General features: G+C 64.3%; 21 protein-coding genes. 5 read left to right on the top strand and 16 right to left on the bottom strand.

Features of this window, described 5'->3' with window-relative positions; all coding sequences use genetic code 11:
- The gene (locus AB688_RS23330) at positions 1–447 is read right to left on the bottom strand and encodes a universal stress protein (protein WP_054894901.1); all 447 of its coding nucleotides are present in this window, start codon (positions 445–447) and stop codon (positions 1–3) included.
- Positions 448–721: 274 nt separating this feature from the next.
- On the opposite strand from AB688_RS23330, the gene AB688_RS23325 reads away from it, so the two are divergent.
- The 4 genes from AB688_RS23325 (at position 722) to AB688_RS23310 (ending at position 5,880) form a co-directional block, all read left to right on the top strand.
- Positions 722–1,627: a LysR family transcriptional regulator gene (locus AB688_RS23325; RefSeq protein ID WP_063546046.1), complete on the top strand. Its 906-nt coding sequence runs from the start codon at positions 722–724 to the stop codon at positions 1,625–1,627.
- A 181-nt stretch (positions 1,628–1,808) separates the two neighbouring features.
- Positions 1,809–3,350 (top strand): MFS transporter, encoded by a 1,542-nt coding sequence (locus tag AB688_RS23320; protein WP_063546045.1) that lies wholly within the window; start codon positions 1,809–1,811, stop codon positions 3,348–3,350.
- A gap of 23 nt (positions 3,351–3,373) precedes the next feature.
- Positions 3,374–4,435 carry an HlyD family secretion protein gene (locus AB688_RS23315; protein WP_063546044.1) on the top strand — a complete coding sequence of 354 codons (1,062 nt, stop codon included), beginning with the start codon at positions 3,374–3,376 and terminating at the stop codon, positions 4,433–4,435.
- The gene (locus AB688_RS23310) at positions 4,432–5,880 is read left to right on the top strand and encodes an efflux transporter outer membrane subunit (RefSeq protein WP_063546043.1); all 1,449 of its coding nucleotides are present in this window, start codon (positions 4,432–4,434) and stop codon (positions 5,878–5,880) included. The genes AB688_RS23315 and AB688_RS23310 overlap by 4 nt, the downstream gene beginning before the upstream one ends.
- A 103-nt stretch (positions 5,881–5,983) precedes the next feature.
- Here AB688_RS23310 and AB688_RS23305 read toward each other — a convergent pair whose 3' ends face one another.
- The 15 genes from AB688_RS23305 to yaaA all read right to left on the bottom strand — a co-directional run bounded on the left by AB688_RS23305 (position 5,984) and on the right by yaaA (position 25,206).
- The gene (locus AB688_RS23305; RefSeq protein WP_063546042.1) at positions 5,984–6,796 is read right to left on the bottom strand and encodes an SDR family oxidoreductase; all 813 of its coding nucleotides are present in this window, start codon (positions 6,794–6,796) and stop codon (positions 5,984–5,986) included.
- A gap of 89 nt (positions 6,797–6,885) precedes the next feature.
- Positions 6,886–7,350: a hypothetical protein gene (locus AB688_RS23300; protein WP_063546041.1), complete on the bottom strand. Its 465-nt coding sequence runs from the start codon at positions 7,348–7,350 to the stop codon at positions 6,886–6,888.
- Positions 7,351–7,482: 132 nt separating this feature from the next.
- Complete coding sequence (locus AB688_RS23295; RefSeq protein WP_063546040.1) at positions 7,483–8,937, bottom strand: mannose-1-phosphate guanylyltransferase/mannose-6-phosphate isomerase; 1,455 nt, start codon at positions 8,935–8,937, stop codon at positions 7,483–7,485.
- A gap of 35 nt (positions 8,938–8,972) precedes the next feature.
- Complete coding sequence (locus tag AB688_RS23290; RefSeq protein ID WP_054894909.1) at positions 8,973–9,620, bottom strand: alginate O-acetyltransferase AlgF; 648 nt, start codon at positions 9,618–9,620, stop codon at positions 8,973–8,975.
- Between the two features lie 17 nt (positions 9,621–9,637).
- Positions 9,638–10,795, bottom strand: coding sequence for an alginate O-acetyltransferase (locus tag AB688_RS23285; protein WP_063546039.1), 1,158 nt, complete (start codon positions 10,793–10,795; stop codon positions 9,638–9,640).
- A 10-nt stretch (positions 10,796–10,805) separates the two neighbouring features.
- Entirely contained in the window at positions 10,806–12,266 is a 1,461-nt protein-coding gene (locus AB688_RS23280; protein WP_063546038.1) for an MBOAT family O-acyltransferase, read from the bottom strand.
- A 182-nt stretch (positions 12,267–12,448) separates the two neighbouring features.
- Entirely contained in the window at positions 12,449–13,552 is a 1,104-nt protein-coding gene (locus AB688_RS23275) for a mannuronate-specific alginate lyase (protein ID WP_063546037.1), read from the bottom strand.
- A 7-nt stretch (positions 13,553–13,559) separates the two neighbouring features.
- Positions 13,560–15,005 (bottom strand): alginate O-acetyltransferase, encoded by a 1,446-nt coding sequence (locus tag AB688_RS23270; RefSeq protein ID WP_063546036.1) that lies wholly within the window; start codon positions 15,003–15,005, stop codon positions 13,560–13,562.
- 13 nt (positions 15,006–15,018) lie between these two features.
- Positions 15,019–16,578, bottom strand: a complete 1,560-nt coding sequence (gene algG / locus AB688_RS23265) for a mannuronan 5-epimerase AlgG (protein ID WP_054894914.1) — start codon at positions 16,576–16,578, stop codon at positions 15,019–15,021.
- An 18-nt stretch (positions 16,579–16,596) separates the two neighbouring features.
- The gene (locus tag AB688_RS23260; RefSeq protein ID WP_063546035.1) at positions 16,597–18,075 is read right to left on the bottom strand and encodes an alginate export family protein; all 1,479 of its coding nucleotides are present in this window, start codon (positions 18,073–18,075) and stop codon (positions 16,597–16,599) included.
- Positions 18,072–19,583, bottom strand: coding sequence for an alginate biosynthesis TPR repeat lipoprotein AlgK (gene algK / locus AB688_RS23255; protein ID WP_081255310.1), 1,512 nt, complete (start codon positions 19,581–19,583; stop codon positions 18,072–18,074). The genes AB688_RS23260 and algK overlap by 4 nt, the downstream gene beginning before the upstream one ends.
- A gap of 13 nt (positions 19,584–19,596) precedes the next feature.
- Positions 19,597–20,763, bottom strand: a complete 1,167-nt coding sequence (locus AB688_RS23250) for an alginate biosynthesis protein Alg44 (RefSeq protein ID WP_063546034.1) — start codon at positions 20,761–20,763, stop codon at positions 19,597–19,599.
- A gap of 36 nt (positions 20,764–20,799) precedes the next feature.
- Positions 20,800–22,281 carry a glycosyltransferase family 2 protein gene (locus AB688_RS23245; RefSeq protein ID WP_172964813.1) on the bottom strand — a complete coding sequence of 494 codons (1,482 nt, stop codon included), beginning with the start codon at positions 22,279–22,281 and terminating at the stop codon, positions 20,800–20,802.
- Between the two features lie 62 nt (positions 22,282–22,343).
- A complete protein-coding gene (locus AB688_RS23240) occupies positions 22,344–23,660 on the bottom strand; it encodes a nucleotide sugar dehydrogenase (protein ID WP_063546033.1) in 1,317 nt (438 codons plus the stop codon).
- Positions 23,661–24,426: 766 nt separating this feature from the next.
- On the bottom strand, positions 24,427–25,206 hold the full coding sequence (gene yaaA / locus AB688_RS23235; RefSeq protein WP_063546032.1) for a peroxide stress protein YaaA: 780 nt from the start codon (positions 25,204–25,206) through the stop codon (positions 24,427–24,429).
- Positions 25,207–25,340: 134 nt separating this feature from the next.
- Here yaaA and AB688_RS23230 point away from each other — a divergent pair, with 134 nt between their 5' ends.
- Positions 25,341–26,468, top strand: coding sequence for a polysaccharide deacetylase family protein (locus AB688_RS23230; RefSeq protein WP_063546031.1), 1,128 nt, complete (start codon positions 25,341–25,343; stop codon positions 26,466–26,468).
- Positions 26,469–26,630: the final 162 nt, after the last annotated feature.

Genomic DNA, 26,630 nt, shown 5'->3' with positions numbered 1-26,630 from the left:
TCACTCGCCTGCCGGGCAGACCAGCACTGGTACCTGTACCCGGTCGATCACCTTGCTGCTGATCGACGGGTCCAGCAGCCTGCCGAGGCGCGACAGGTGCCGGTGGCCCATGATGATCAGCTCGCAGCCGAGTTCCCGGGTCTTGTCGACGATGGCCTCGACCGGTTGCGCAGCGACCATGCAACCCTGGCATTGGAAACCCGCTTCGCGCAGCGTGGCCACGGCTTGTTGCAGGGCGCGTTCGGCCAGTTGCTGCTCCTCGCAGGCGGCGGGGTATTCCTCCAGTTCCTGCTCGGTATAGGACGCCGGGCGCTCGTGCACGGCGAAGGTCGGGTCGATGGCCAGCAGTACCTGCAATGGATGTTCGCCGGGGCGGCAGTAGCGGCGGGCGAGGTCGATCAGGGGGGCGCTGGCGGGGGAGGCGTCGATGGCGATGAGGATGGGCATTGGCGGGGCCTTGTGTCAGGGCGGGTGAGCGGTGTCGATCTTTTCGCGGGCAAGCCCGCTCCCACTGGTTGCCATGTGAGAGCAACTGTCAGGTTCAAATTTGACAGCCAGCTAAATCCTTGTGGGAGCGGGCTTGCCCGCGAAAAGATCGACACCATTCTCGAACCTTCCCCCAACCTGGATAAATGGCCCCCCACGCACGGCGTCATTGCACCAGACGCAATCGTGCGACCTGCTACCATCGCGTTTCCCACACTCGCCACGGAAACCGGCCATGCAACTCCCGGACATGAACCTGCTTGTCGCCCTCGATGCCCTGCTCGACGAGGGCAGTGTGGTGGGCGCTGCGCAGCGCATGAACCTGAGCCCAGCGGCGATGAGCCGCACACTGGGGCGCATCCGCGACGCGCTGGGCGACCCGATTCTGGTGCGCGCCGGGCGCGGCCTGGTGCCGACACCCCGCGCGCTGGCCCTGCGTGACCAGGTGCGGGCGCTGGTCGAGCAGGCCGGGCTGGTGTTCAACAGCGGCGAGGACGTCGACCTGCCGAACCTGGAGCGCGCTTTCAACATCCGCACCAACGACCTGTTCGTCGCGCTGTATGGCGCGCGCCTGCTGCACATGATGCTGGCCGAGGCACCGCGCACGGTGCTGCGTTTCGTGCCGGAAGCCCATGGCGATGACGACCTCGTGCTGCGCCACGGGCAGATCGACCTGGTGGTGAGTTCGAGCATCGAACTGGGGCCGGAGATCAAGGTGCAGCATCTGTTCGATACACACTTCGTGGGCCTGGCGCGGGACGACCATCCGATCTTCGACGCGCCGATCACCCCCGAGCGCTTTGCCCGCTATCCACAGATCAGCGTGTCGCGGCGCGGGCGGGCCAATGGGCCGATCGACGTGGAGCTGAGCAACTACAAATTGCAGCGGCGAGTGTCGCTGATCACCCCGAGCTTCCACTCGGCGATGTTCTCCCTGCCGGATTCCGACCTCATCCTGCCGATGCCGGCGAATATCCTCGGCAATGTGCTGAAGTTCGGGCTGCCGCTGCGCTCCTTCGAGATTCCGGTGGAGTTGGAGAAGGTGCGGGTGATGCAGGCCTGGCATCCACGCTTCGACAATGACCCGGCGCATCGGTGGCTGCGGCGCACGCTGAAGGCGTGTTGCAGTGCCGAGCCTTGAGACCTGCACTGTTTTCAAGAGCAATGATTTACCTGTAGGAGCGGGCTTGCCCGCGAAAAGGCCACCACCGAAAGCGGATTGCGTCTGGCGCAATATAAAACTGCCAACAAGTCAGTTTTCGTAAGCATTCCCCACCCCTAGACTTCCCACAGCTGAAAAATGTTGCTGGAGATGTCTAGAAATGAGTTCCCTGAGCGCACCCGCCGCTGCACTCGCTGCCGCCCCGGTGGCTGCTGCGCCCGCGCAGACGCCATTCGGCCTGCGCGTGGTGGTGGGGTTGTTCGGTGTGTTGCTTGCGGTGCTTTGCGCCGGGCTCAACGAGGCGGTGACGAAGATTTCCCTGGCCGATATCCGCGGCGCCATGGGCATCGGCGCCGACGAGGGCGCCTGGCTGGTGGCGGTGTATGCCGCTGCATCGGTTTCGGCCATGGCCTTCGCACCTTGGCTGGCCACCACCTTCTCGCTGCGCCGCTTCACCATGACAGCCATTGGCCTGTTCGCCGTGCTGGGCCTGGTCCAGCCCTTGGCCCCCAACCTGCATAGCCTGATGCTGCTGCGGGTGCTCCAGGGCTTTGCCTCGGGGGCATTGCCGCCGATGCTGATGAGCGTGGCGCTGCGCTTCCTGCCGCCGAACATCAAGGTCTATGGCCTGGCCTGCTACGCCCTGACTGCCACGTTCGGGCCCAACCTCGGCACGCCACTGGCGGGCCTGTGGACCGAATATGTCGGCTGGCAGTGGACGTTCTGGCAGATCATCCTGCCCTCGGCACTGGCGATCTTCTGCGTCGGTTGGGGCCTGCCGGAGGACCCGCTGCGCCTGGAGCGCTTCCGGCAGTTCGACTGGCGTGGCGTGCTGCTGGGGTTGCCGGCCATCAGCAGTATCGTGCTGGGCCTGTCGCTGGGCGATCGTTGGGGCTGGTTCGATTCGCCCTTGATCTGCTGGCTGCTGGGCGGTGGCCTGCTGTTGCTGGTGCTGTTCATGTACAACGAATGGTCCGAGCCCTTGCCGTTCTTCCAGTTGCGCATGCTGTCGCGGCGCAACCTGAGCTTCGCCCTGGTGACCTTGGCCGGCGTGCTGGTCGTACTTTCCGGCGTAGGTAGCATTCCTTCGGCGTACCTGGCGCAGATCCAGGGGTATCGTCCGGCGCAGACCAGCCCGCTGATGATGCTGGTGGCCATGCCGCAACTGATCGCGCTGCCGCTCACCGCAGCGCTGTGCAATATCCGCGCGGTGGACTGCCGCTGGGTACTGGCGAGCGGGCTGGCGATGCTGGCGGCCTCGTGCGTGGGCAGCAGCCTGCTCACCAGCGAATGGATCCGCGGTGATTTCTACCCGTACTACCTGTTGCAGGTGTTCGGCCAGCCGATGGCGGTGCTGCCACTGCTGATGCTTTCGACCAACGGCATGACCCCGCAGGAAGGCCCGTTCGCGTCCGCCTGGTTCAACACCGTGAAGGGCCTGGCGGCAGTGATCGCCACCGGCCTGCTCGATGCCCTGGGCACCCTGCGCAGGCATTTTCATTCCAACCATCTGGTCGACAGCCTGGGCAATGCGCCACTGCTGGACGATGGCGCGGCGAACCTGGCCAGGCGCCTTCACGAACAGGCCCTGGTACTGACCTCGGCCGACCTTTACCTGGTGATGGCCTGCATCGCCGTGGCCCTGATCTGCCTGATTCCCTTTGTGCCTACCCGGGTCTATCCGCCCCGTGCGGTGGCCTGACCCTGTAGTTCGAGACAAATGACATGACCCAAGCACGCAAGACAGTTTTCATCGGCTCGGTACTCGCCGTGGCCGTCCTCGCCGCCATCGTCGGCCCCTGGATGTTCGGCAGCGACCACCGCCAGAGCACCAACGACGCCTACGTCACCGCCGACTACACCGTGGTCGCGCCGAAGGTAGCAGGCTTCATCAAGCAGGTGCTGGTCGAGGACAACCAGCAGGTCAAGGCCGGCCAGTTGCTGGCGACCATCGACGCCCGCGACTACCAGGCCGCACTGGATGCCGCCCAGGCCCAACTGCTGGTGGCCAAGGCGCAGGCCATCGATGCCCGCGCCACCCTCGAGCGCCAGGCGGCGCTGATCGCCCAGGCCGAGGCCGCAGTGAAGGCGGCGCAGGCCGAGGCCGGTTTCGCCGACCATGAAGTGACGCGCTACAGCCGCCTGGCCGAGCAGGGCGCCGGCACTGTGCAGAACGCCCAGCAGGCGCGCAGCCGCGTCGACCAGGCCCGCGCGCGGCTGGCCAACACCCAGGCGGCACTGGTGGCCACGCGCAAGCAGGTGGACATCCTCCAAGCCCAGGTCGCCAGTGCCGATGGCCAACTCAAGCGCGCCGAAGCCGGCGTGGAAAAAGCCGAGCTGGACCTCTCCTACACCCGCATCACCGCGCCGGTGGACGGCATGGTCGGCGAACGCGCGCTGCGTGTTGGCGCCTACGTCAATCCAGGCGCGCGGCTGCTGTCGGTGGTGCCACTGCAACAGGCCTATGTGGTCGGCAACTTCCAGGAAACCCAACTGACCCATGTGCAGCCCGGCCAGCCGGTGCGCATCAGTGTCGATACCTTCTCCGGCGAGACCCTGCACGGGCATGTCGAGAGCATCGCGCCGGCCACCGGCGTCACCTTCGCCGCGGTGAAGCCGGACAACGCGACCGGCAACTTCACCAAGGTGGTGCAGCGGATTCCGGTGAGGATCGTCTTCGATGATGGGCAGCCTTTGCTCGAGCGTCTTCGTGTGGGCATGTCGGTGGAGGCGACCATCGATACCCAGGGCGACACCCTGGCTGGCAAAGAGGTGACTGCGCGATGAAAGCCCATCCAGCGATTGCGGCAGCCGCTTCCACAGTGCTGCTCGCCGCGCTGTTGGCCGGCTGCACCCTCGGCCCGGATTTCCAGCGCCCCGACAGCCAGGCCCCGCAGCAGTGGAACGCCCTGGAGGGCGAGCAGGCGGCGAGCCAGCCTGTGGCAGAGCCGCTGCAACTGCGCTGGTGGGACAGCTTTCATGACCCGCGCCTGAGTGCGCTGATCGAGCAGGTCGCGGCGCGCAACCTCGATCTGCAGATCGCCAGCGCACGCCTGCTGCAGAGCCGGGCGCTGCGCAGTACCGTCGCAGCCGACGAGCTGCCGTCGGTGGATGTCAACGCTGGCTACAGCCGTGCGCGCAACAGCGCCGAAGGGCTGAGCGACCCGTCTGGCAAGGCGGGCAAGTCGGCCTTCAACTTGTGGCAGGGCGATCTTGTAGCGGGTTGGGAGCTGGACTTCTGGGGGCGGGTACGGCGCCAGGTCGAGGCGGCCGATGCCAGTGTCGAGGTGGCCGAGAATGACCGCAATGGCGTGCTGCTGGCGCTGCTCGCCGAGACTGCGGGTGACTACATCCAGTTGCGCGCGGTGCAGCATACCCTGCAGGTCACCGAGGATAACCTGAAGGTTGCCCGACACAGCCTGAAGCTGTCCGAGGACCGCCAGGCCGAGGGTGTCGCCACTCGCCTCGACGTGGCCCAGGCCAATGCCCAGGTGGCGTCCATCGAAGCGCGCCTGCCAACCTTGCAGGCGCGTCGCGATGACCTGATCAATGCCCTGAGCCTGCTGGCGGCCGAGCCGCCGCGCAGCCTGCAGACCACGTTGCTGGACGCTGGCGCGTTGCCGGCGCCGGAGCAGAAGTTCGCCATCGGCGTGCCTTCGCAACTGGCCGAGCGCCGCCCGGATATCCGCCAGGCAGAAGCCCGCCTGCATGCCGCCACCGCGAGCATCGGCGTGGCCAAGGCGGATTTCTATCCCAGCATCCGCTTGTCCGGGAGTGCCGGCTTCCAATCGATGCAGCTGGCTGATTTCGGCAACTGGGATTCGCGGCGCTTCGCCTTCGGGCCGCAGTTGTCGTTGCCGATCTTCGAAGGCGGCCGCCTGAAAGGCACGCTCCAGTTGCGTGAGGCGCAGCAGCAGGAGGCGGCGCTGAACTACCGCAAGGTGGTGCTGGGTGCCTGGCACGAGATCGACGATGTGCTGCGCTTGTACAACGCCAGCCAACTGCGCCGTGACCATTTGGCCGAGGCGGTGCGGCAGAACCGCATTGCCCTGGAAACGGCGCAGCGGCAGTACGTGGAAGGGGCGGTGGACTTTCTCAACGTGCTGACCGTGCAGTCGGCACTGTTGGCCAGCCAAGAGCAGTGGATCGACAGCTCGGCGGCCGTATCGCAGGCGCTGGTGGGGCTGTACAAGGCGCTTGGGGGCGGCTGGCAGGCGTTCGACAAGGTTTGAGATGGGTGGTGGATTCTTCGCGGGCGAGCCCCCCCCACAGGATGGACAGCACCGATTCTGTACTTGTGGGAGCGGGCTTGCCCGCGAAGAGTCCACTACCGCTTCAAAGCGGCCGCAACAACCCGAAGCGCTTGCGCAACACCTTGTCCAGCAACCGCTGCGGCAGCAGCCGTGCCATCAACGGCAAGGCGGTGCTGCCATTGCCCAGCCTCACCAGCGCCGGTGTCGGCGTCTTGCGTGTGGCTGCCAGCAATCCCTGGGCAAAGGTCGCCGCTGGGGTCGGCCTGTCCTGCGAGGCGCGAGCCCTGGCCTGCACCTGCTCGCGCAACGGCCACCACGGCGAATCCGCTACCAGTACCTGCTCGGCTTCGTGCTGTGCATTGCTGGCGAACTGCGAAGCGATCGCCCCGGGCTGCACTTCCATCACCCGGATCCCGAACGGTGCCAGCTCCAGGCGCAGGGCGTCGCTCAGCGCATGCACGGCGGCCTTCGAGGCACAGTAGGCCCCGGCGAAGGGCGTGACCAGGACTCCGGACACGCTGCCGATGTTCACCACCAGGCCTTTGGAGCGGCGCAGCAGCGGGAACAGGGCGCGGGTTACGCCGACCAGCGAGAAGACATTGGTTTCGAACTGGCGCTGCAGGGCTTCGACGCCGCCGTCGAGCAGCGGGCCCATGGCGCCGTAGCCGGCGTTGTTGATCAGGATGTCGAGTTCTGGCAACTGCTCGGCCAGCAGTGTCAGGGCCTGCGGGTCGTTGACGTCCAACTGCCGGGCGCTGAAGCCAGCGGCGGCGAGGCGCTCGACATCTTCAGGCTTGCGGGCGGTGGCCCAGACCTGGTGGCCGGCATCGCGGAAGGTATCGGCCAGGGCGCGGCCGATGCCGCTGGAACAACCGGTGATAAGAACGGTGGGCATGGTCAGGGTCTGCTGTCAGGTGAGATGTACAGCGTCTGCACCGGCCTCTTCGCGGGCAAGCCCGCGAAAAGCTCGACGCGGTCGCCCGGTCAATTGGCAAATGTACCCTGCAGGTGCTCGGCACGAAACTCCAGGGTCTGCGCACGATAGCCAGAGCGCAGCGGTGGCAATGGCAGGCAGTCTGTCCATTCGGCACCCGGCTGCAGCTCACCGGGCCCACGATAGCGCGGCGCGGCATAGGTGTTTTCGGCAAGGTTGACCGTATCGCCCGGGGTGTAGGCGGCAACCCGCCAGCGCAGCTCGGTGAGCGGCACCTTGTTGCCGTTCTTCATTCGTACTTGCAGGGCGCGGTCGGCGGGGCATTGATCGGGCGCATAACTCAGGCGCAGATCGAGACGGGCCAGTTGCGAGGCTTCGCGGCTGTCCTGCCAGACCACGAACAACGCAACCAGACCCAGGCCGCACACGGCGGCCATGGAAATCGGCAGGGCCTTGGCCGGGTAGCGCAGCAGCAGGACCAGCCAGGTGAGGATGAGAAAGGCGCCGATGATCATGAGGGTGCAGGCCTTGGTTGGGCGGTTCGATCATCGTAGCGGGAAATGACGCATGGCTCAAAAACGCCATCGCGGAACACGTCGCAGCGGCGAACCGCCGCTGCGACTTGTTCCGCGATGAAAGCGCTGCCGTTACTGCGCGATGGTCTTCACCGAAACCCCACGCTCCACCGGCGTGGAAGTACGCCCGTACACATCCTCGAAGCGCTCGATATCATCCTCGCCCAGGTAGCTCCCGGACTGCACTTCGATGATCTCCAGCGGGATCTTGCCCGGATTGCGCAGGCGGTGCACCGAGGCAATCGGGATGTAGGTCGACTGGTTCTCGGTGAGCAGGAACACGTTCTCGTCGCAGGTCACCTCGGCGGTGCCGCTGACCACGATCCAGTGCTCGGCGCGGTGGTGGTGCATCTGCAGCGACAGGCTGGCGCCTGGTTTGACGGTGATGTGCTTGACCTGGAAGCGTCCACCCATGTCCACCGAGTCGTAGGAGCCCCACGGACGGTACACCTCGAGGTGGTTCTGGGTCTCGCTGCGGCCTTGCTGGTCGAGGGTGTTGACCAGTTGCTTGACGCCCTGGACCTTGTCCTTGTGGGCAATCATCATTGCGTCCTTGGTCTCGACCACGACGATGTTCTCAAGGCCGATCACCGATACCAGCTTGCCGTTACCGTGGATCATGCAGTTGTGGCTGTCCTGCACCACCACATCGCCCTTGGTGACGTTGCCGTTGTCGTCCTTCTCGTGCACATCCCACAGCGACGACCAGCAGCCCACGTCGCTCCAGCCGGCCGACAACTGCACCACGCAGGCGCGCTGGGTCTTTTCCATCACCGCGTAGTCGATGGAGTTGTCCGGGCAGCAGGCGAAGGTGGCTTCGTCGATGCTCAGCACGTCGGCCTCTTCGTCGCTGCGCTCCAGGGCCAGCAGGCAGGTGTCGTAGATGTCCGGGTCGTGCTTTTTCAGCTCTTCGAGGAAGCGGCTGGCGCGGAACAGGAACATGCCGCTGTTCCAGAAGTAACCGCCAGCGCGGACGAACTCGTTGGCGCGTTTCTCATCGGGCTTTTCGACGAACTGCGCGACCCGCGCCACACCCTCTGGCAGCAGGGCGTCCTGGCTGGAGCGGATGTAGCCGTAGCCGGTCTCGGGTTTGGTCGCCGGCACGCCGAACAGCACCATCTCGCCGCGCTCGGCCGCCACGGTGGCCAGGGCCAGGGCGCGTTGCAGGGCTTTCTGGTCCTCGATCACGTGGTCGGCGGGCAGCACCAGCATCAGCTCGTCGCGGCCCTCGTTGACCAGTTTCATGGCGGCCATTGCCACCGCTGGCGCGGTGTTGCGCCCGAAGGGCTCCATGAGAATGGCCTGGGTTTCGAGCTTCAGGCCCGCCAACTGCTCCTGGACGATGAACTTGTGGTCCTTGTTGCAGACCACGATGGGGGTATCCATGCCCTCGAACACCAGGCGCTGGAGGGTCTGCTGGAACAGGGTGTGTTCGCCGGTCAACGCCAGGAACTGCTTGGGGAACTGCTTGCGCGACAGAGGCCACAGACGCGAACCGCTACCACCAGAAAGAATTACCGGGATCATCATGTTTCTCCAATAGTCGTTTAGAGGCAGGGGGATCAGTTGCTAGCCACGGGGCGAGTTACCCACACCGGCGACAAGCTGTTGCCGGAACCGGTGACATACAGCACGGCCGCTTCGCCGCGCTCCAGGGCGACGGGTTTGACGTCGCTGACTTTCTTGTTGCCGTCGAACAGGGCCAGGTTGACCTTGACCGGATTGATTTCGCGCTCGCCGCGACCCTTGGCGGCCACCGGCTTGACCACTTCGGTCTTGCCGTCGGCGGTCTTGAGGGTCAGCGACTGGTCGCTGAGGTTCTGCACGCGCACCAGCGCTTTCTGCTTGTTCTTGAACGGCGGCTCCTCGATCAGTTGCGGGTTGCCGCCGTTGTTGTTGACTAGGGTGTAGTACTTGTCCGAGGCCAGCTTGACCGGCACGCTCTTGCCGCCGACCTGGGCGGTGTAGTCGCCGCCAGGCAGGAAGCTGAAATCGCTGCTGGCCTGGGCACCGACCTGCTTGATCTGGGTATTGCCGACCGAGGCCGCGGTGGGCGCGGAGCTTGCGTTGTACAGGCGCACGAAGGTCGAGCCTTTCGGGGCGCTAGGGCCATAGAGTGCGGCGTCGGCGCCGGCGAAGGCCTGCAGCGATGCCAGGGAAAGGCCGGCCGCGAGGGTGAGGGCTTTGGCGATGGATGGCTTGTGAGTCATGTGCGTGTTCCTCTCTTTCAGTGGTCCGTCCGGTTGGACGAAAGGGCCAGGTTTTCTTCGGATTTACGGGTGTTCTTCAGTTGCGCGATCCACTGCGGATCGAAGCTGCTGAGGTCGTTCTTCATTGGCAGATAGCGCTCGGGGAACTCCCACACCACGACCTGTGGCGGGGCATTCTTGAAGGCGTCGCTCTGCAGGTACTTGAGCATCGGCAGCAGCGGGCCGTGGCCGTCCTCGGCATAGTTGGCGACGTCGCTGTGCAGCGCCTGTTGCAGGGCCCCGAGGAAGTTCCAGTGCGGGTTGGCGCTGTAGCTGGTGCCCACCAGTGCCACCGGGATGGCGCTGTCGGCGAACAGCGCATCGCCGTCGTCGCCCTCGGCTTGCGCCGGGCGGGTGGTGCGCTGCTGCAGGTTGTCCGGGGTTGGCAGCAGGTTGCTGAACAGCGGGTCGAGCGGCAGGAAGTTGGTCAGGTCGCCTTTGTATGGCGCAGTCTTGCCCGCCTCGGTGATGTAGGCCTGGGGTTGGCCGTCGAGCAGTTGCTGGCGCTTCACGCCTTCGGCGATGGACTGGGCAACCACTTCGGCGCCCATTGGCGTCCAGTGCGTGTCGGTGCGCAGGAATACCTGGCCACGGGCCTTGGCCTGCTCCAGTGGGGCGAGCAGGTCGGGGGCGAACACGTTGGCCTGGCGCGCCTGGGCGTGGAACTGGTTGAACAGCTCGCCGTGCAGGCTGGCGGGCGTCTCCTTGCCCAGGTACTCGGCATAGACCCGTGCCTTGGCCGGCACGATCGCCAGCACCAGCTCGATGTTCTGGCGCTGCAGGGTGTCGCGCACGCCGCGGATCAACGCCAGGTTGTCCTGCATCAGTTGGTCGGCGTTGGCGGTGGGGTTGAATTCCTCATCGCTGAACAGCCACTGGTCGCGGCCCAGCACCACGCCGGGGCGGCCTTCGTTGAACAGCTTGAAGTCCAGTGCGGCCCAGAGGTTGGTGCCCAGGCGCTTGATCGGGAACTGTTCGTCGTAGTGGGTTTCGGCGGCCTTGGCCAGCTTGCCGTCGAGCAGGGTCATCTGCCCGGTACGGTTGAAGCTCTCCAGGCCCCCGACCGACCAGGCGCCCAGGCCTACCAGCAGACCGAGGAACGACAGCGAATAGGTGATGCGAAGTGTGCGGTTCATGTCATCCACCTCAGAACTGGAAGTACAGGAACGGCGAGTAGCTCTGCGCCGAAAGCTTGAGGATCGAGGCCACGAACAGCAGCAGCACCAGTGCGCGGGTCATGACCCGGGTCCAGTCCAGGCTCAGCGTGCCGTCGCCATGTACTTGCGCCGGAATGCGCGGGGCGGCCGGTGGCGTTGCGTTGCGGTAGAAGTCGCGCAGGCCGAAGAACGCCAGGGTCAGGTAGGCGACGATCAGCGTGGCCACCTGCAGGCCGGTGAGTTGGGCGCGGTTGAGTTCCGACAGCTGCCACTGGCCGAAGCTGAACATGGCGCCGTACATGCGGCCGGCCACTTCGAGGTTTTCGGCGCGGAAGATCACCCAGCCGACGACCACCAGCAGGAAGGTGAAGGCCCATTTGATCGGGTTGAAGCGCTGCGGGTTGGTGTCGATGCCCAGCGCGCGTTCGATCGCCAGCCACATGCCGTGCCAGGCGCCCCAGATGATGTAGGTGAAGTTGGCGCCGTGCCACAGGCCGCCCAGCAGCATGGTCAGGAACAGGTTGCGGTAGGTGGCGAAGGTGCCGCCGCGGTTGCCGCCCAGGGTGATGTACAGGTAGTCGCGCAGCCAGGTCGACAGGCTGATGTGCCAGCGCCGCCAGAACTCGGTGATCGACTGGCTGATGTAGGGCTGCTTGAAGTTCTCCATGAAGCGAAAGCCCATCATCAGGCCCAGGCCGATGGCCATGTCGCTGTAGCCGGAGAAGTCGAAGTACAGCTGCGCGGTGTAGGCCAGCGCGCCCAGCCAGGCATCGCCGGTGGTGGGGTTCTGCAGGGCGAAGCAGTGGTCGGCGACCACCGCCAGGGTGTCGGCGATGAACACTTTCTTGATGAAGCCCTGCATGAAGCGGGTGCAGCCTTCGGAGAACTTGTCCAGGGTGTGGGTGCGGTTGTTGAACTGATCGACCAAGTCCTTGAAGCGCAGCACGGGGCCGGCGATCAGGTGCGGGAAGATCGCCACGAACGCGGCGAAGTCGATCAGGTTGCGCGTGGCCGGGGTGTCGCCGCGGTACACGTCGATGATGTAGCTGATCGACTCGAAGATGTAGAACGAGATACCGATCGGCAGCAGCACGTGGGTGAGGATGAACGGCTCAAGGCCGAACGAGCTGATGATCGCGTTGAGGCTGTCGACGCCGAAGTTGGCGTACTTGAAGTAGCCGAGGATCGCCAGGTCCACGCCCACGCCCAGCAGCAGCCAGCGCTGGGCCGGCTTGGTGCGCACGCCGGCAGCGCCGACTTTCAGACCGATCCAGTAATTCCACAGGGTGACGCCTGCGAACAGCGCCAGGAAGTCTACCCGCCACCAGGCGTAGAAGATGTAGCTGGCCACCAGCAACAGCAGGTTGCGATAGCGGTTCCCGCTCAGGTAGTACAAGCCGAGGAAAACCGGCAAGAACAGGAACAGGAACACGTTGGACGAGAAGACCATCCCGGTTCTCCTTTTTGTTCACAGCATCCGGGGCACAGCGCCCCCCAAACCCCCCACGGAAATGCGGGGGATCACCTTGGTCCCTGTGGGAGCGGGCTTGTCCCGCGATTGCGTCAGTCGATTCGCCGGTGTTGTCCAGTCGGACGCAATCGCGGGACAAGCCCGCTCCCACAGGGGTCACTTCATTTTTTGCTTTCAGCGCTCGGGTCGTAGACCCGGGTCATGTCGCCGCCCATGCGGAAGCTGTTGAACGGCTGCATGTCGTGCTTGCGCTTGAGGGTGTCGCCGACGCACTGGTACAGCGCGCACCAGGGTTCGAGCCAGGCGTACTTGCTGTCGACCTTGAGGTCCTTGAGGTCCTGCTTGACCCCGGCGCGCTCGGCGAAGTGCACCGGATCGCGGGCACCGGCCAGCACGCCTTCGCCCAGACGCTGCAGGGCGAAGTTGTTTTCCTTGCGCAGGTCCACGCCATTGACCTGGGCGAAGCTGGCGATCATCGCCAGCGGCGGCAGGGCGTAGTTGTGGTAGGCCAGCGCGCGCTGGCGACGTTTGATCTCGTTGGGCAGGAAGCCTTGGTCGTCGATCTGGTTGGCGCCGACCTTGAACTCCTTCACTGCCCAGTCGAACAGGTCGCGCCGGTCGGTGGCCACTGCCGTGGCCATCACCGACCAGGCCGCCCAGTAGCTATGGTTGTTGATCTTCTCCAGCGGCAGGTCGCTCCAGTCGCGCACGGTCTGTGTCGCCAGCTTGGCGAGCCACTTCTCGATCAGCTCGGCCTCGGCCTGATGCGCGGCCAGTGGCTGGGAGTTGGAGAACTTCAAGCGCAGCCACGAGCCGCTCATGCTGCCCAGCGCCCATTTGCGCATGGACTTGCCGGTGTGGTTGAAATCGGTGGACTCCAGCGCATCGGCGCGCGCCCAGGTGCCGAGCCAGGTCAGCACGCAATCGAGCTGGGCCGGGCGACCGTCGCGCATGTACTGGCCGACCATCTTGCTGACGCCCTTCTCCAGGGTGGTGATGTCGGCGGTGGAGTCGCGGAAGGCTTTTTCAGAGGCGACGTTGAGCGTTGCCCGAGCCTTGTCCGAACCCTCGTACTTGCTGCGAAACTGCAGCGCGCCGGTGTAGGGCTTGGGCGCGGCTTCGCAAGTGAAGTTGCCGTCGCTGGTCTTGAGTTTCTCGATGCCCTCGTAGTAACCCTGCGGGGGCACCAGCGCAGCCTGCGCGGCACCGCCGAACAAGGCCAGCGCGAGCAGGGCGGGGCTGAAGGTTCGCTTCAATGTCGTCATGTTCGCCTCACTGGCCGGCTTGCGCGGTGTTGCGCGCGCTGCCGGCGAAGTTGTTGCGTTTGCAGAGCTTGGCCTCGACTTTCTGGGTGCCGTTTTCCGGGCCCTGGACTTCCAGGGCCAGCAGGTTCTGGCTGGCCCAGTCTTCGTCCTCGCGCATCTGGAAGACGAAGCGTCCGTCGGTGTCGGAGGTCTCGGGTTTTTCGATCTTGATGTCCTCGTGGCGCCCGTTCAGGTACCAGAGGGTGGCCTGCAGCACCTTGACCGAGGTGTCCTCGAAACGGATGTCGAGCTGGTGATTGCGGTTGACCAGGTCCTTGATCACGCCACCCTTGCCGTTGACCATCAGCTCGTTCTTGCCCGGCTTGAGTGTGGTGCTGGCGCTCATTTGCGCCGGGCGGCCATCGCAGCCATCGTCGAGCAGGCCGAGGATCTGCCGCCAGATGGTTTCCTGGTCCAGGCGGTACAGCGGCGAGAATTCCCAGATCAGGATCTTCGGCGGGTTCTTGTGGAACTCCTCGCTGCCCAGGTACTGGATCATCGAGCCTTCCAGGCCACCGCCGGGGAAGGCGACGTTGAGTACGTCGGCGCCGATGTACTGTTCCAGAAAGCCCGAGAAGTTGTAGTTCTTGCCACTGTGGCTGGTGCCGACCAGGGTGATCTGCGCGTTGCCTGAATCGCCGAACAGGTCGTCGCCGCCGCTGGCGCCACCCTTGGGTTCGGTAGCGAACTGGTCCATGTACTGCACCGCATAGCTGGTGCCGCACAGTTGTCCGGCGACGTTGTGCAGGGTGCCGGTCTTGCCCATGCGTCCGGATTTCCGGGTTTCGAATTCCTTGCGTGGAATACCCTCGAAAGCCGGCATCTTGTGCACGGTGTCGGCCACGATCTTCGCCGCGCGCTCGGCGCCGTAGGGCGTCCAGTGCTGGTCGCCGCGGAAGTAGAAGTCCTTGCCCTGGTCGGCGGCGGCGAGCTGCTCGTTGGTCAGGGGCGAGAGGTCGGGCACGTTGTAGCCCATCCGGGCGAAGCGCTGCAGCATCGCCTGGTAGTTGTGCAGGGCTTTCTGGTAGTCGAAGGCAGCTTTCTCCTCGGGCTTGAGCATGTTACGGTTTACCAGGCCACGGGTCGGCTGGTAGACCACCACCAGCTCCACGCCGCGTTTCTTGAACGCATCGTGCACCTGCTGCAGGCGCTTGTAGCCGCCGGGCGTGGTGTCGAATTCGGTGCGCAGGTCTTCGCGGGTACGGAACAGCCAGTCGCCCTGGGCCTGCACCAGGGTGGTGAAGTTCTGCTGGTAGCGAGTGGTGTAGCGGCTGGCGTCGTGGGCCTCGGGGCACAGCTGGCAGCACGGCTCGGCGCTGAAGCTCGGTGGCTGCACGTCCTCGGCGCGCACGCCCTGGCTGATGGCCAGGAGGGCGGCGGACAGGCCGAGCAGTTTCATCAGGTGTGGGGTCATGGTCTGGGCTTCCTTAATCGATCATTTCGGTCTGGCGTTCGACCGGGTCGATCAGCACGGCCTTCTGCTGGCGTACCAGCAGGTCGAGGATTTCGTCCTGGCGCTCGCCGAGCACGCCGTTGAGGCTGATGCCGCTGGACTTGCGCGGGGCGAGCATGGAGACCTTGTACAGCTCCACCGACAGCGGCGAGTCGATCGACAAGGGCCCGGAACCGTTGGCCGCCAGCTCGCCGCCAACCACGATCAGCGACACCTTGGTGTCGAACGGGTCGAGGGCGATGTCGCGGTCGGTGTCGGAGAGGTCCTTGATATGCCCGTACACCCCGACCAGGCCGTTGGCCATGGCGATGTTTTCGTACAGGCGGATGTTCACGCTGTTGCGTACGCGGATGCCGTGGCGACGGTTGTTGATCAGCTTGTTGCCCCAGATCAGGTTGTCGCCGCTCTCGTAGAGGGTGATGCCGTCGGTGTGGTTGCGGTAGATCTCGTTGTAGGCGATCAGGTTGTTGACGCTGTTACGGTCGATCACCACGCCCGAGAGCTTGTTGTCGTAACTCTTGTTGTTGATGATCCAGCTGTCGTTGACCTCGCGCGAGACGATGATCCCGTGCTTCTTCTTGGTGCCGTACACGGTGTTGCCGGCAATGATCAGGCGGTGCGAGCGGTCGTGCGGGTCGATGCCGTAGACGATGTTGTCGCGGTAGGTCGAGTCCTTGACCACGAAGTCGCTGGTCTCGTAGCAGTAGAAGCCGTACCACATGTCGCTGAACTCCGAGCCGATGATCCAGCCGGTCGGTTCAGGGCGGCCCATCTGCTTGGCCATGTTCGGCGTGTACTGCGAGATGCTCACGCCATACGACTTGGACTTGGCATAGCCGAAGCTGGCCATCTTGCTGTTGACGATGTACGTCTCGGTGCCGCCCCAGCTGAGCAGGAACGGGCGGAATTCCTTGGGCGAGCGGAAAGTCGCCGGGCCGTTGGCCTGCTCGCGCCAGCCGGTGACCTGGGTATCGCTGACGAACAGCTTGCCGTCGTTGACGATGAACGAGCCGCCCTCCTGGGACAGGCGCAGCTCCTTGACCTTGCCGTCGATCTCCAGCACGCCCTTGCGCCCGACCACGATCGGCAGGCGCGCCAGATACACGCCCGGCGCGGTTTCGCGCAGGTACTGGGCGGGCACCTTCTTGCTCAGTTCGACCAGGTCGACATGCCCGTCATCGACGAAGATCGCCTGGGGGATACCGTGCTGGCGCTGGACCCACTCGGCGGCCTTGTTGTCGCCGCCGATGAATTCCTTGAGCGACTCTTCCTGGAGCATGCGGCGCACGCTGACCTTGCCCTTGTGGCGGCGGTCGATCTTCTGTTGCACGGCCTGCGCGGTGTAGCCGGAGAGGTCGGGCAGCTTGGGCGGATCCATCTGCAGCGGCTCGATCGGCGCGCTGGCGACGGTGTAGGTCTTGGCCTGTTGCAGCTCCTTGGCGATCACCGCCGGCTGGGCGGCGGCGGCCATGCCGCTGGCCAGCAGCAGGGCGCTGGCGAGCAGGCTGTGGCGGAGGTTCGGGTGCAGGTTCATAACGGTCCTCTCCCGGCCTCAGAAGCGCCAGATCACGTCGACGAAGGCGCGGTGCATGTACGAGTCCGCTTCCTTGCCATAGGCATCGCCGGGCTTGAACACACCGGCGCGCAGGCGTACCAGGGCCGACGGCTCGTCGATCGACTGGCTCAGCGAGGCGGGCAGCAGGCCCTGCTTGAAGTACTTGGTGACCACCACGTCCATCTCTTGGCCCAGGTCTTTCTCGCCGTTGATCAGCGGACGGTTGATGCCATCGTCGTTGACCACCGCATTGATGCCGCTGGAGCCGATGTTCTGGTTGCCATCGACGCGCCAGAACTTGTGGTAGATGAAGCTTGCGTCGTAGTCGTCGCGCAGCTGCCAGGAGGCGAACAGGGTCGCGGCCTGCAGGTTGCCCAGCTCGCCGCGGAACGCCTCGCCGAAGCGGTGCACGCGCGAGCGGGTGCCGGTGAAGTTGGAGCGGTTGCTCTCAAGGCCGGTCTGCTCGAAGTTGTTCGAGCCATCGCTGCCGCCACCACCGCTGCCACGGGCGTAGGCCGCGCCGACCTGCCACTGCGGGTCGAGGCGCAGGCGGATACCGAGGTCGGTGGCCCAGGCATTGACGTCGCCGCTCTGTTTGCCGGTGGCGACCTGGTCTTCGCCGACCAGCTGGCTGCTGAGGCTGTCGCGATTGCCGGTCAGCCAGGTAACGCTGCCCCAGTAGTTGACGGTGTGGTCGTTGCGCCAGTTGTAGGCGTCGCTGTTGGCCTCAAGGCCCAGCCAGGTGAGGTCGCCGGTGCGGGTCTTGTCGAGGGCATCGACGGTCTCGCCGGGGTTCTTCAGGCTGCCGCTGTCATGGGTATGGTGGGCGCGCAGGCCGACCCAGTGGCCGGGTGTCCACTGCGTGGCGATGTTGCCGTAGACGTGCGTGCGGTCCTTGTCTTCTGGGGCCAGCTCGGTGAGGTCGGTGCGGTATTCGCTGAAGCGTTGGGCGACACCGAGGTCGGCCTTGAGCAGGGTGGTGTCGAAGCTCCAGTTCAGCGCCTCGATGTTGGTGTCGCGCCACATGCCGTCGTCGCTGCGCAGGCGCTGGCGGCCGAAGCGCAGTTGCTCGCCGGGGTAGGGCGTGAAGCCGCTGTAGCCGATCCAGAATTCGCGCAGGGCCAGGTAGCTCTTGTCCGGCTTGCGGCTGTCGTCGCCGGTGTCGACGGCGGTGCCGTCGTCGTTCTGGCGCAGGGTGTCGGTCTCGATGATGTCGGTGGCAGTCACCGCCTGGCCCATGGCGAAGGCGCTCCAATTGCCGCGCTCGCCATACACCCAGGGACGCAGGTCCAGGCCCAGGCCGTTGACGTCGCCGCCGGAGCGGGTGCCCAGGTCACGGTCGTCCTCGGACTGGCCGGTGATCTTCACGTCCAGGCCGAAGTTCTTCACTGCGGTTTCCGCGGCCAGGGTCGGCAGCGACCACAGCAGGGCGAAGCTCAGGCCGATTCCGGCTTTCACGAAGGGATTGAGCGTCATAGCGAGTCCTCGGCGTCTACGTCTTTCTCGTCTTGCAGGGCGTCCAGGGCCAGCGGGCTGTTGCTGGCCTGGAGCATCCCGGCACGCGCCTTCTTCTCCTGCTCCAGCAGGCGCTGGGCCTGGCTGCGCTGGTCGGGCGTGAGTTGCTGGTCGAGTTGCTGCAGCAGTTCGCTGGACTGCGGCGTCGGGTTGGCCTGGGCAAGCTGGGCGAATACCCAGGCGTTGCCGGTGTTCTGGCGGATGCCGTGGCCTTCGCTGTAGAGCTGGGCCAGGGCGTAGTCGGCACTGAGCTGGCCGCCACGGGCGGCACTGAGTAGGTGGTCCACCGCTTTCTGCGGCTCGACATGGCCCAGGTAGCCGCGGCGGTAGAGCTGGCCGAGGTAGTAGTGGGCGCTGATTTCGCCGGCGTCGGCGGCGGCCTGCAGGTGTTGCTCGGCCTTCACGGCATCGGCCGGGACGGTCTTGCCTTCGTAGTAGAGGCGGCCCAGCAACAGTTCGGCGCGGGGCTGCTCGGCTTCGCGGCCCTTGTCGATGTAGGCCATCAACTGGTCGGTGTCGCCCAGTTCGGGGAAGTCGTAAAGCAGTTGCGCAAGGCTGACCCAGGATGCCGGGTTGGCCGGGGCGACGTGTTCGAGCAGATCCTTGGCGGTCTTCTCGTCGGTCTGGCCGAGGCTCCGGTCGGCGAGCACGCGGGCGACGCTGTCGACCCGTGTGGCAGGCACCGCATTGCGGGCATAGGCGGCCTTGAGCTGGTCGAGCAGGGCGGCCTGCTGGTCGGGTTGGGCGCGTTTCTGGTAGACGGTGGCCAACTCCACGTAGCAGATGTCGGTGCTGCTCAGCGCGGCCTTGCAGATCTTCTCCACCTCGGCCAGGTGCTGGTCGTAGGTGCCTTGGGTGCGGTACAGCAGCACCTGGGCCAGGCCCGCCTCGGGGTTGCCGGCGGCGCGCCACTGGTCGATCTGCTGCTGGGCGTTGATGTTCGGGAAGCTCTGCGGGTATTGCAGGTAGAGCATCGCCAGCGGGATCAGGGTGTTGCCCTCACCTTGCCTGGCCGCGAGCTTGAGCAGGGTTTCGGCCTCTTCGCGTTCGGCCTGGGTGCTGTCGGGCTTGGCCACCAGCAGGCGGCCCAGGCGTGCCTGGGCACGTGGCGAGGTAGCGGCTGCGGCGCGGTAGGTGGCTTCGGCCTGCTTGAGCTGGGCCGGGTCGCGGGTGCCAACCTGGATATCGGCCAGGCCGACCTGTGCGTCGCTGTAGCCCAGGTCGGCAAGTGCCTTGTAGTTGGCCTCGGCGGTGGCGGTGTCGCCGCGCTTCAGGGCCTCGTTGGCCAGGCGCTGGTCAGGCAAACCGACGCAGCCGGCCAGGGTGATGGCCAGGACGCAGAGCCCGAGAGCCCTGTGGGAGCGGGCTTGCCCGCGAATGGCCGGGACGTGCGATGAAGGTGTGCCTGCTGGCCCCTTCGCGGGCAAGTCCGCTCCCACGGGGACGCAGGGATAATTGTTCGGCGTCATCGTCCTGTCCCCCTCAGAGCCCGCGGGCCACGGCCTTGTCGATCAGCCAGTTCAGCGAGGGACCGCGGTCGCTGTTCACCGAAGCCGGGCGGCCGGCCAGCGCTGCAGGCAGCGACTCGTCTGGCTTGATCTGCACGCGAATGTCCGAAGCCAGGTTGTCGTTGTCCAGGCTGGCGCTGCCGACGATCACACCGGTGCGCACCTCGTCTTCGCCGGCGATCTGGAAGTTGACCCGGGTGCCCGGCTTGACCTCGTCGAACTGGCGATAGCTGAAGCGTGCCTCGACCATCGGGTTGGTGGTGCGCGGGATCAACTGGTAGACCACCTGGCCCTTGCTGGCGTACTGGCCGTCATCCACCAGCTGGCGGGCGACCACGCAATCACAGGGGCTGGTGAGGGTGCCGGAAAGTTGCTTGCCGAACAGTTCCTCGACCTTGGCTGGCTCCAGTTGCGAGTCGTCCAGATGGCCCTTGAGCAGGTCGAGCATGCTGGTGTTGAAGGTTGCCAGCGGCGCGCCCTTGACCACCTGCGCACCGTTTTCCACCAGGCTCTGCATGCTGCCGTCGCGGGGCATGGTGACGTTGGTAGTCGGTACTGCGACCACACCGGCCTCGGCGTGGCTGACGAAGTACAGACCGTACAGCGATTTGGCGACGAAACCGAAGGCGGCGATGCCGACCACGAACACGCCCAGGGTGACGGTGACGGCACGCAGGCGACCGAAGGCCGAAAGGCCGGAGCCTGCGTCCTTCTGCTTGCGCGCCTTGGTGAAGTTGTCGCGCTGCAGGGTACTGAGCACATCACCGACGCTGATCAGCTCGCCGGACAGGTGGGAGGTGATGATGTGGCGCAGGGTGGCGATATCGCGCGGTTCCAGGTTCTGGAATTCGACACCGGTGCGGCCGCTTTGTGGATCGCTCGAGCGCACCAGGAACTCGATGTCCATCGACAGCCCCAGGTTGTCGACCACGAACTGTAGGCGACCACGCACGACATCACCGACCGGGAGGGCTTTTTTGGCATGGAACGACAGACCACCGGCGGAGAGGTCGTCGACCTTCACATCCTGCGGCTGGCGCTCGCTGTCCAGGTAGCGCAGCTTGGCCGGGATGCGCACCCGGGCGTGCTGGCGCTGGGCTTCGGACTCATGCACGACGTTGACGTTCACGGCGGTATTCATGGCGATTTGTTCCTGTTGGATCGATCCGGGTTGGGCTCACACGACCATGAACAGCACAGCGACGAAGATGCTGGCGGCCGAGAAGGTCATGGTCCGAGAGGACCAGGTGTTGAACCATTGTTGAAAGCTGGCGAGGTCACGTTTCAGGGCAGTCGGCTGGCGGGTCCAGGACTGCTTGTCGAGGCGGAAGAACACGTAGATCTTCATCAGCGCGCCGACGATCTGGTTGTAATAGAGGATCAGCGGATAGGCCGGGCCGACACTGTGGCCCGAGCACAGCAGCATGATGGTGAGGATCAGGCGGGTGATGCCGATCCACAGCAGGTACACCAGCAGGAACTGCAGGCCGAACTTGAAGCTGGCGATCACGGCCACGGTCAGGCCCAGCAGGCTGGTCCACATCGACACACGCTGGTCGAGCAGCACGATGCTGGTGAACAGTCCCAGGCGCTTGAGGCCCAGGCCCAGGGCGCGGGAGTTCTGCCGCAGGTTGTTGCCATACCAGCGGTACATCAGCTTGCGGCTGGCCTTGACGAAGCTCTTCTCCGGCGGATGCTCGACCGTGTTGATCGCCGCGTCCGGCACGTAGAAGGTGTCGTAGCCCAGGCGCATCAGGCTGAACCAGCTCGACTTGTCGTCGCCGGTGAGGAACTTGAAGCGGCCCAGGCGCCAGTGCATCAGCGAGTCGCTTTCGACGTCGGCGATGAACTCAGGGTTGGTGACCACGCTTGCGCGGAACATCGACATGCGCCCGGTCATGGTCAGCACGCGCTTGGACAGCGCCATCGAGCACATGTTGATGTGGCGCTGGGCGAAGCGCAGCTTGTGCCACTCGCTCATGATGTAGCCGCCGCGCACTTCGCAGAATTCGTTGGTGGTCAGGCCACCGACATTGGGGTAGAGCTTGAACCAGGGCACGGTCTTGCGAACTACGCCCTCGGCCAGCACGGTGTCGCCGTCGATCACCGCGACCACGGCGTTTTCATCCGGCAGCATCCGCGAGATGGCACGAAAGCCATACGCCAGACCGTCGCGCTTGCCGGTACCGGCGATGCGCACGAAGTCCAGGGCGACGTGCTCGGGCGGGTTGTACTTGGCCCACAGGCTCTTGACCAGCAGCTCGTCGGACTTCTCCACCAGCGAGCAGACCACGGTGGTCGGATAGCCGCATTCGATCGCTTCGCGGATCACCGAGCTGTACACCTGGGCGGTGGTCAGCGCATCGATGCGAAAGCTGGTGACCATCAGGTACACATGAGACGGTTCGGCTGCCTTGCCCAGCTTCTGCACTTTGCGGCGCAGGTAGGGGTAGACCAGGTACAGGAAGATCATGCCGCGGATGAAATGGGTGGCGCCCATGGAGTAGCGCCAGATGCCGACTGCGCCGACCAGGAAGATGAAGTGCTTCGACTGCGAATCGAAGATATCGCTGGGCAGGGCCAGGGCGATCAGCATGAGCAGGCTCATGTAGAGCAGCCATCCGGCGCACTGCAACAGCACTGTCTGGAGCCTTTGCATGTTCAGCATCCGTCGCGAGAATCAGGAGAATGCGGGGCCGACCGGCCCCGCGTCGGGCTGGCTTACCAGCAGATGCCTTCGGTGCGGGTGAGGGTGCTGGTGGGCTTGCTCATGAAGCCGACCAGGTCGATCACCTGCTTGCCTTCCGGCGCCTGCTGGGCAAGGGCGCGGAACTGTTCGTCGCGGTTGCCGAGGATGATGACGTCGGCGCCATCGACCACCTGCTGGAAGTCGGCGTTGAGCAGCGACGAGACATGCGGGATCTTCGACTCGATGTAGTCCTTGTTGGCGCCGTGGACACGGGCGTACTCGACGTTCTGGTCGTAGATGTTCAGCTCGTAACCTTTGCCGATCAGGCGCTCGGCCAGTTCCACCAGTGGGCTTTCGCGCAGGTCGTCGGTGCCGGCCTTGAAGCTCAGGCCCAGCAGGGCGATCTTGCGCTTGTCGTGGCTTTCGATGATGTCGAAGGCGTTCTGCACCTGCGACTCGTTACTGCGCATCAGCGAGTCGAGCAGCGGCGCCTTCACATCGAGGCTGGCAGCGCGGTAGGTGAGGGCGCGCACGTCCTTGGGCAGGCACGAACCGCCGAAGGCGAAGCCAGGGCGCATGTAGTACTGCGACAGGTTCAGGGCCTTGTCCTGGCAGACCACGTCCATCACTTCGCGACCATCGACGCCGACCGCCTTGGCGATGTTGCCGATCTCGTTGGCGAAGGTCACCTTGGTGGCGTGCCAGACGTTGCAGGTGTACTTGATCATCTCGGCCACTTCGATCGGCTTGCGGATGATCGGCGCGTCGAGCTCTTCGTAGATCGCCTGCAGCACGTCGCCGCTGGCGCTGTCCAGTTCGCCGATGACGGTCATCGGAGGCTGGTCGTAGTCCTTGATCGCGGTACTTTCACGCAGGAACTCGGGGTTGACCGCCACGCCGAAATCGACGCCGGCCTTCTTGCCCGAGCAGTCTTCAAGGATCGGGATCACCACGTTCTTCACCGTGCCTGGCAGCACGGTGCTGCGTACCACGATGGTGTGGCGGCGGGTGGTGTCGCGCAGCACGTAGCCGATCTCGCGGCACACCGATTCGATGTATTCCAGGCCCAGGTCGCCGTTCTTCTTGCTCGGGGTGCCGACACAGATCATCGACACGTCGCTGGCGCGGATCGCCTCGGCGAAGTCGGTGGTGCCACGCAGGCGACCATTGGCGATGCCTTGCTGCAGGAGTTGCTCCAGACCCGGCTCGACGATTGGCGACTTGCCCTGGTTGATGAGGTCGATCTTGGTGGTGGATACATCCACACCAATCACTTCATGGCCCCTTGCCGACAGGCAACCTGCACAGACGGCACCCACGTAACCCAAACCAAAGATGCTGATACGCATCGTATTCACCTCGTGTGTTTATCACGCCGGCTCTTTCGAAGAACCGGACCGGGTTGATTGACCTGCTTTTACGGGCGCACGGATCCATGGCGAATTGACACTTCACCGAACGCAGGCATGAATGAATCCGGAGCGCAAACAGTGCTGCGCTCAAAGTTGGCAGTAAAAGGCCAGTTATAAAAAGGCGTGCCCTGAGATGCAGCCGTCTTTATTGCAACGCGTTATCGGGTGCGCTGCTGTGCTTGTTCTTTCAAGTGAATAAATCCTTTGAAATCAACCACTAGGACGATTAGTAAGGGGCGCGGCTCTCCTGCTTTAACAGACCGCTTGGTTATACCGAAGCGGTAGTCGAAGTTATCAGTGCAGGTAGTGAGTACCTGCCACTTGTCCTCTGTAAGTCATCTCTCACGTTGCACGCTCGTGATTCGTTACGGGTGCTATGAGCGATCTGCGAAGGGAGAAGTTCCGAGGTGCGTTCAGGGCAGATGAAAGATTTCTAAATATTTTTTCAGTGAGAAATACTTTCATTCTGATAGCACGGATGGGTTTCACCCCTATATATAAAGGGCGAAAACAAGATGAGATGGTTATATGCCAGTATCGGAAAAATTTTTTCAAAATTCGTCAAAAAACTACGAACGGTCTTATGGCGTTTGGCGATAAGCTCAGCCTTGCCTGTTTTTTGGCGCCGGTAATTTGGCTTTTTTGAGGCGGGGTTTGCAGGAGCGCGCTTGTTGGAGCGCTCCTGCAAGACGGGGAAGCAGGGCTAGTCCGCTGGGTGGTCGCGCAGGAACACCAGGTGGTCGGGCTTCGATTGTTCGGCGCTGTAGTAGTAGCCTTGCACGTCGAAGCGCTTGAGCTGCTCGGGATCGTTGATGCGCTCCTGGATCACGAAGCGGCTCATCAGGCCACGCGCCTTCTTGGCGTAGAAGCTGATTATCTTGTACTGGCCGTTCTTCAAATCCTTGAAGTCGACGTTGATCACGCGGGCATTCAGCGCATTCTTCTTAACGGCGCTGAAGTACTCGTTGCTGGCCAGGTTCAGCAGCAGGTCATCGCCTTGTTCGGCCAGGGCCTGGTTCAGCCATTCGCTGATGCGCGTGCCCCAGAAGGCGTAGAGGTCCTTGCCGCGTGCGTTCGCGAGCTTGGTGCCCATTTCCAGGCGATAGGGCTGCATCAGGTCCAGCGGCCGCAGCAGGCCATAAAGGCCCGAGAGCATGCGCAGGTGTTGCTGGGCATAGCTGAAGTCGTCCTCGCCAAGGGTTTCGGCATCCAGGCCTGTGTATACGTCGCCCTTGAACGCCAGCAGCGCCTGCTTGGCGTTGGCGGGGGTGAAGTCTGGGGTCCAGCTGCCGAAACGCGCGGCATTGAGGCCGGCAAGCTTGTCGGACAGGTGCATCAGCTCGGCGATCTGCGCCGGCGACAGCTCGCGCAGTTGGGTGATCAACGTCTGCGAATCGTCCAGGTACTGCGGCAGGGTATGGCGCTGGGTTACCGGTGGGGTGTCGTAGTCGAGGGTCTTGGCGGGGGAAATCACCGTCAGCATGGGTCGGCTCCTGAAATCGTCGGCGACGATTCTACGGGGCCAGCAGGGCAACGCCAAACTATGGTGACGATAGTCACAGACCATCGCCGGGGCAGGCGCTATAGTGCGCATCATCCGTTTAGGGAGAACCGATCGTGCGCATTGCCTTCGCCGTGCTGGCCGGGTTGTTCAGCCTGGCTGTGCAGGCCGCTCCAGCCAATTCCGTCAGCTTCGACCGCAGCCATTGGCCCGAGCAACTCGACAGCCCGGTGCTGTTCGACGTGGCATCGCGCGCGCAGATCCTCTCCTTCGCGCAGGTGCTGCATGAAAGCGAGATGCTCGATGAGCGCGCCCTGGCGGCGCGCCTGGGGCTGCGGCAGATCAACCTGGCGATGATCCGTTCGGTGCGGGCGCGCATGTGGCAGCGGTTGTGGGAAAACTTCCAGCAGGCCCAGCTTAGTTGCGAGCAGGATGCATCGTTCTGCTATCCGCTGGATTCGATGGCAGATTTGCGTACACGTTCGGCTACGTTCGCTACAGATGTCGGCGAATTCTACAAAGAATGGGTCGAGCCTAGCCATCAGTTCAACGTCCGTTACCTTGACGAGCAATTGCGCAAGGCGGCCTTGTTTCCACAGACCAGCAGCGAGATCGAGCGGCTGTCGAATGGCGAGCGAAGTGGCGATGAACTCAACGACCGGATGTTCCTGCTGACGTTCGTCGGCGGCCCTGGCCCGGTCGGCAGCAACACGGACCTGCTCAGCGATTACCTGCGCCGGCAAAAGCTGGGCGCAGTGTTCTTCGTGCTGGGCAACCGTGTGCAGCAGCGCCGCGACATGGCCCAGGGGGCCAATGTCGCGGCGCTCTACGCTGGACAGTGCGTGGGGATTCAGGGCTGGGAGTATCGCTCCCACGCCCAGTGGCAGGGCTGGCAGGATTCCCTGCGGCGCAGCCAGGCGCAGGTGCAGGGGCTGATGCCCGAGCAGTACGTGCCGCTGTTCCGCCCACCCTATGGGCAGCGCCGCGCCGACGGCGAGGCGTTCATGGCGGCGCAAGGGCTGCAGGTGTCACTGTGGGATATCGACGCCCAGGACGACAGCGCGCTGGATGCCGAGCAGTCGGCCCAGCGGGTGATGACCTTGATGCTGCTATGGCGCAAGGGTGTGATCCAGTTCCACGATACCTTGCCCAAGGCACAGCCGGCGCTGGAATGGCTGTTGCAGCAAACGGCGCAGAGCGGAATCGGGTGGGAGGATTGCATGGAATACGCGCATCTGCGCTAGGCTCTGTCTGAAAGCCTTGATACTCGGTGATGCTGCGTTGAAAACAGCCTGGTGCGCCAGCCCGGTCGGAATGCTCATTTACAACCCGTAAAGTCGAGCGCGACTCCGACCGTTCCTCGGCTGTTTTCGCCTTGCCTGACCTTCGTCTCAAGGCTTTTCATA

Origin of the sequence: Pseudomonas putida (genome assembly GCF_001636055.1) — a bacterium.
Classification (GTDB): domain Bacteria; phylum Pseudomonadota; class Gammaproteobacteria; order Pseudomonadales; family Pseudomonadaceae; genus Aquipseudomonas; species Aquipseudomonas machongensis.
Note: the sequence above shows the minus strand (reverse complement) of the source record. Positions and strands in the feature narration are given on the sequence as shown.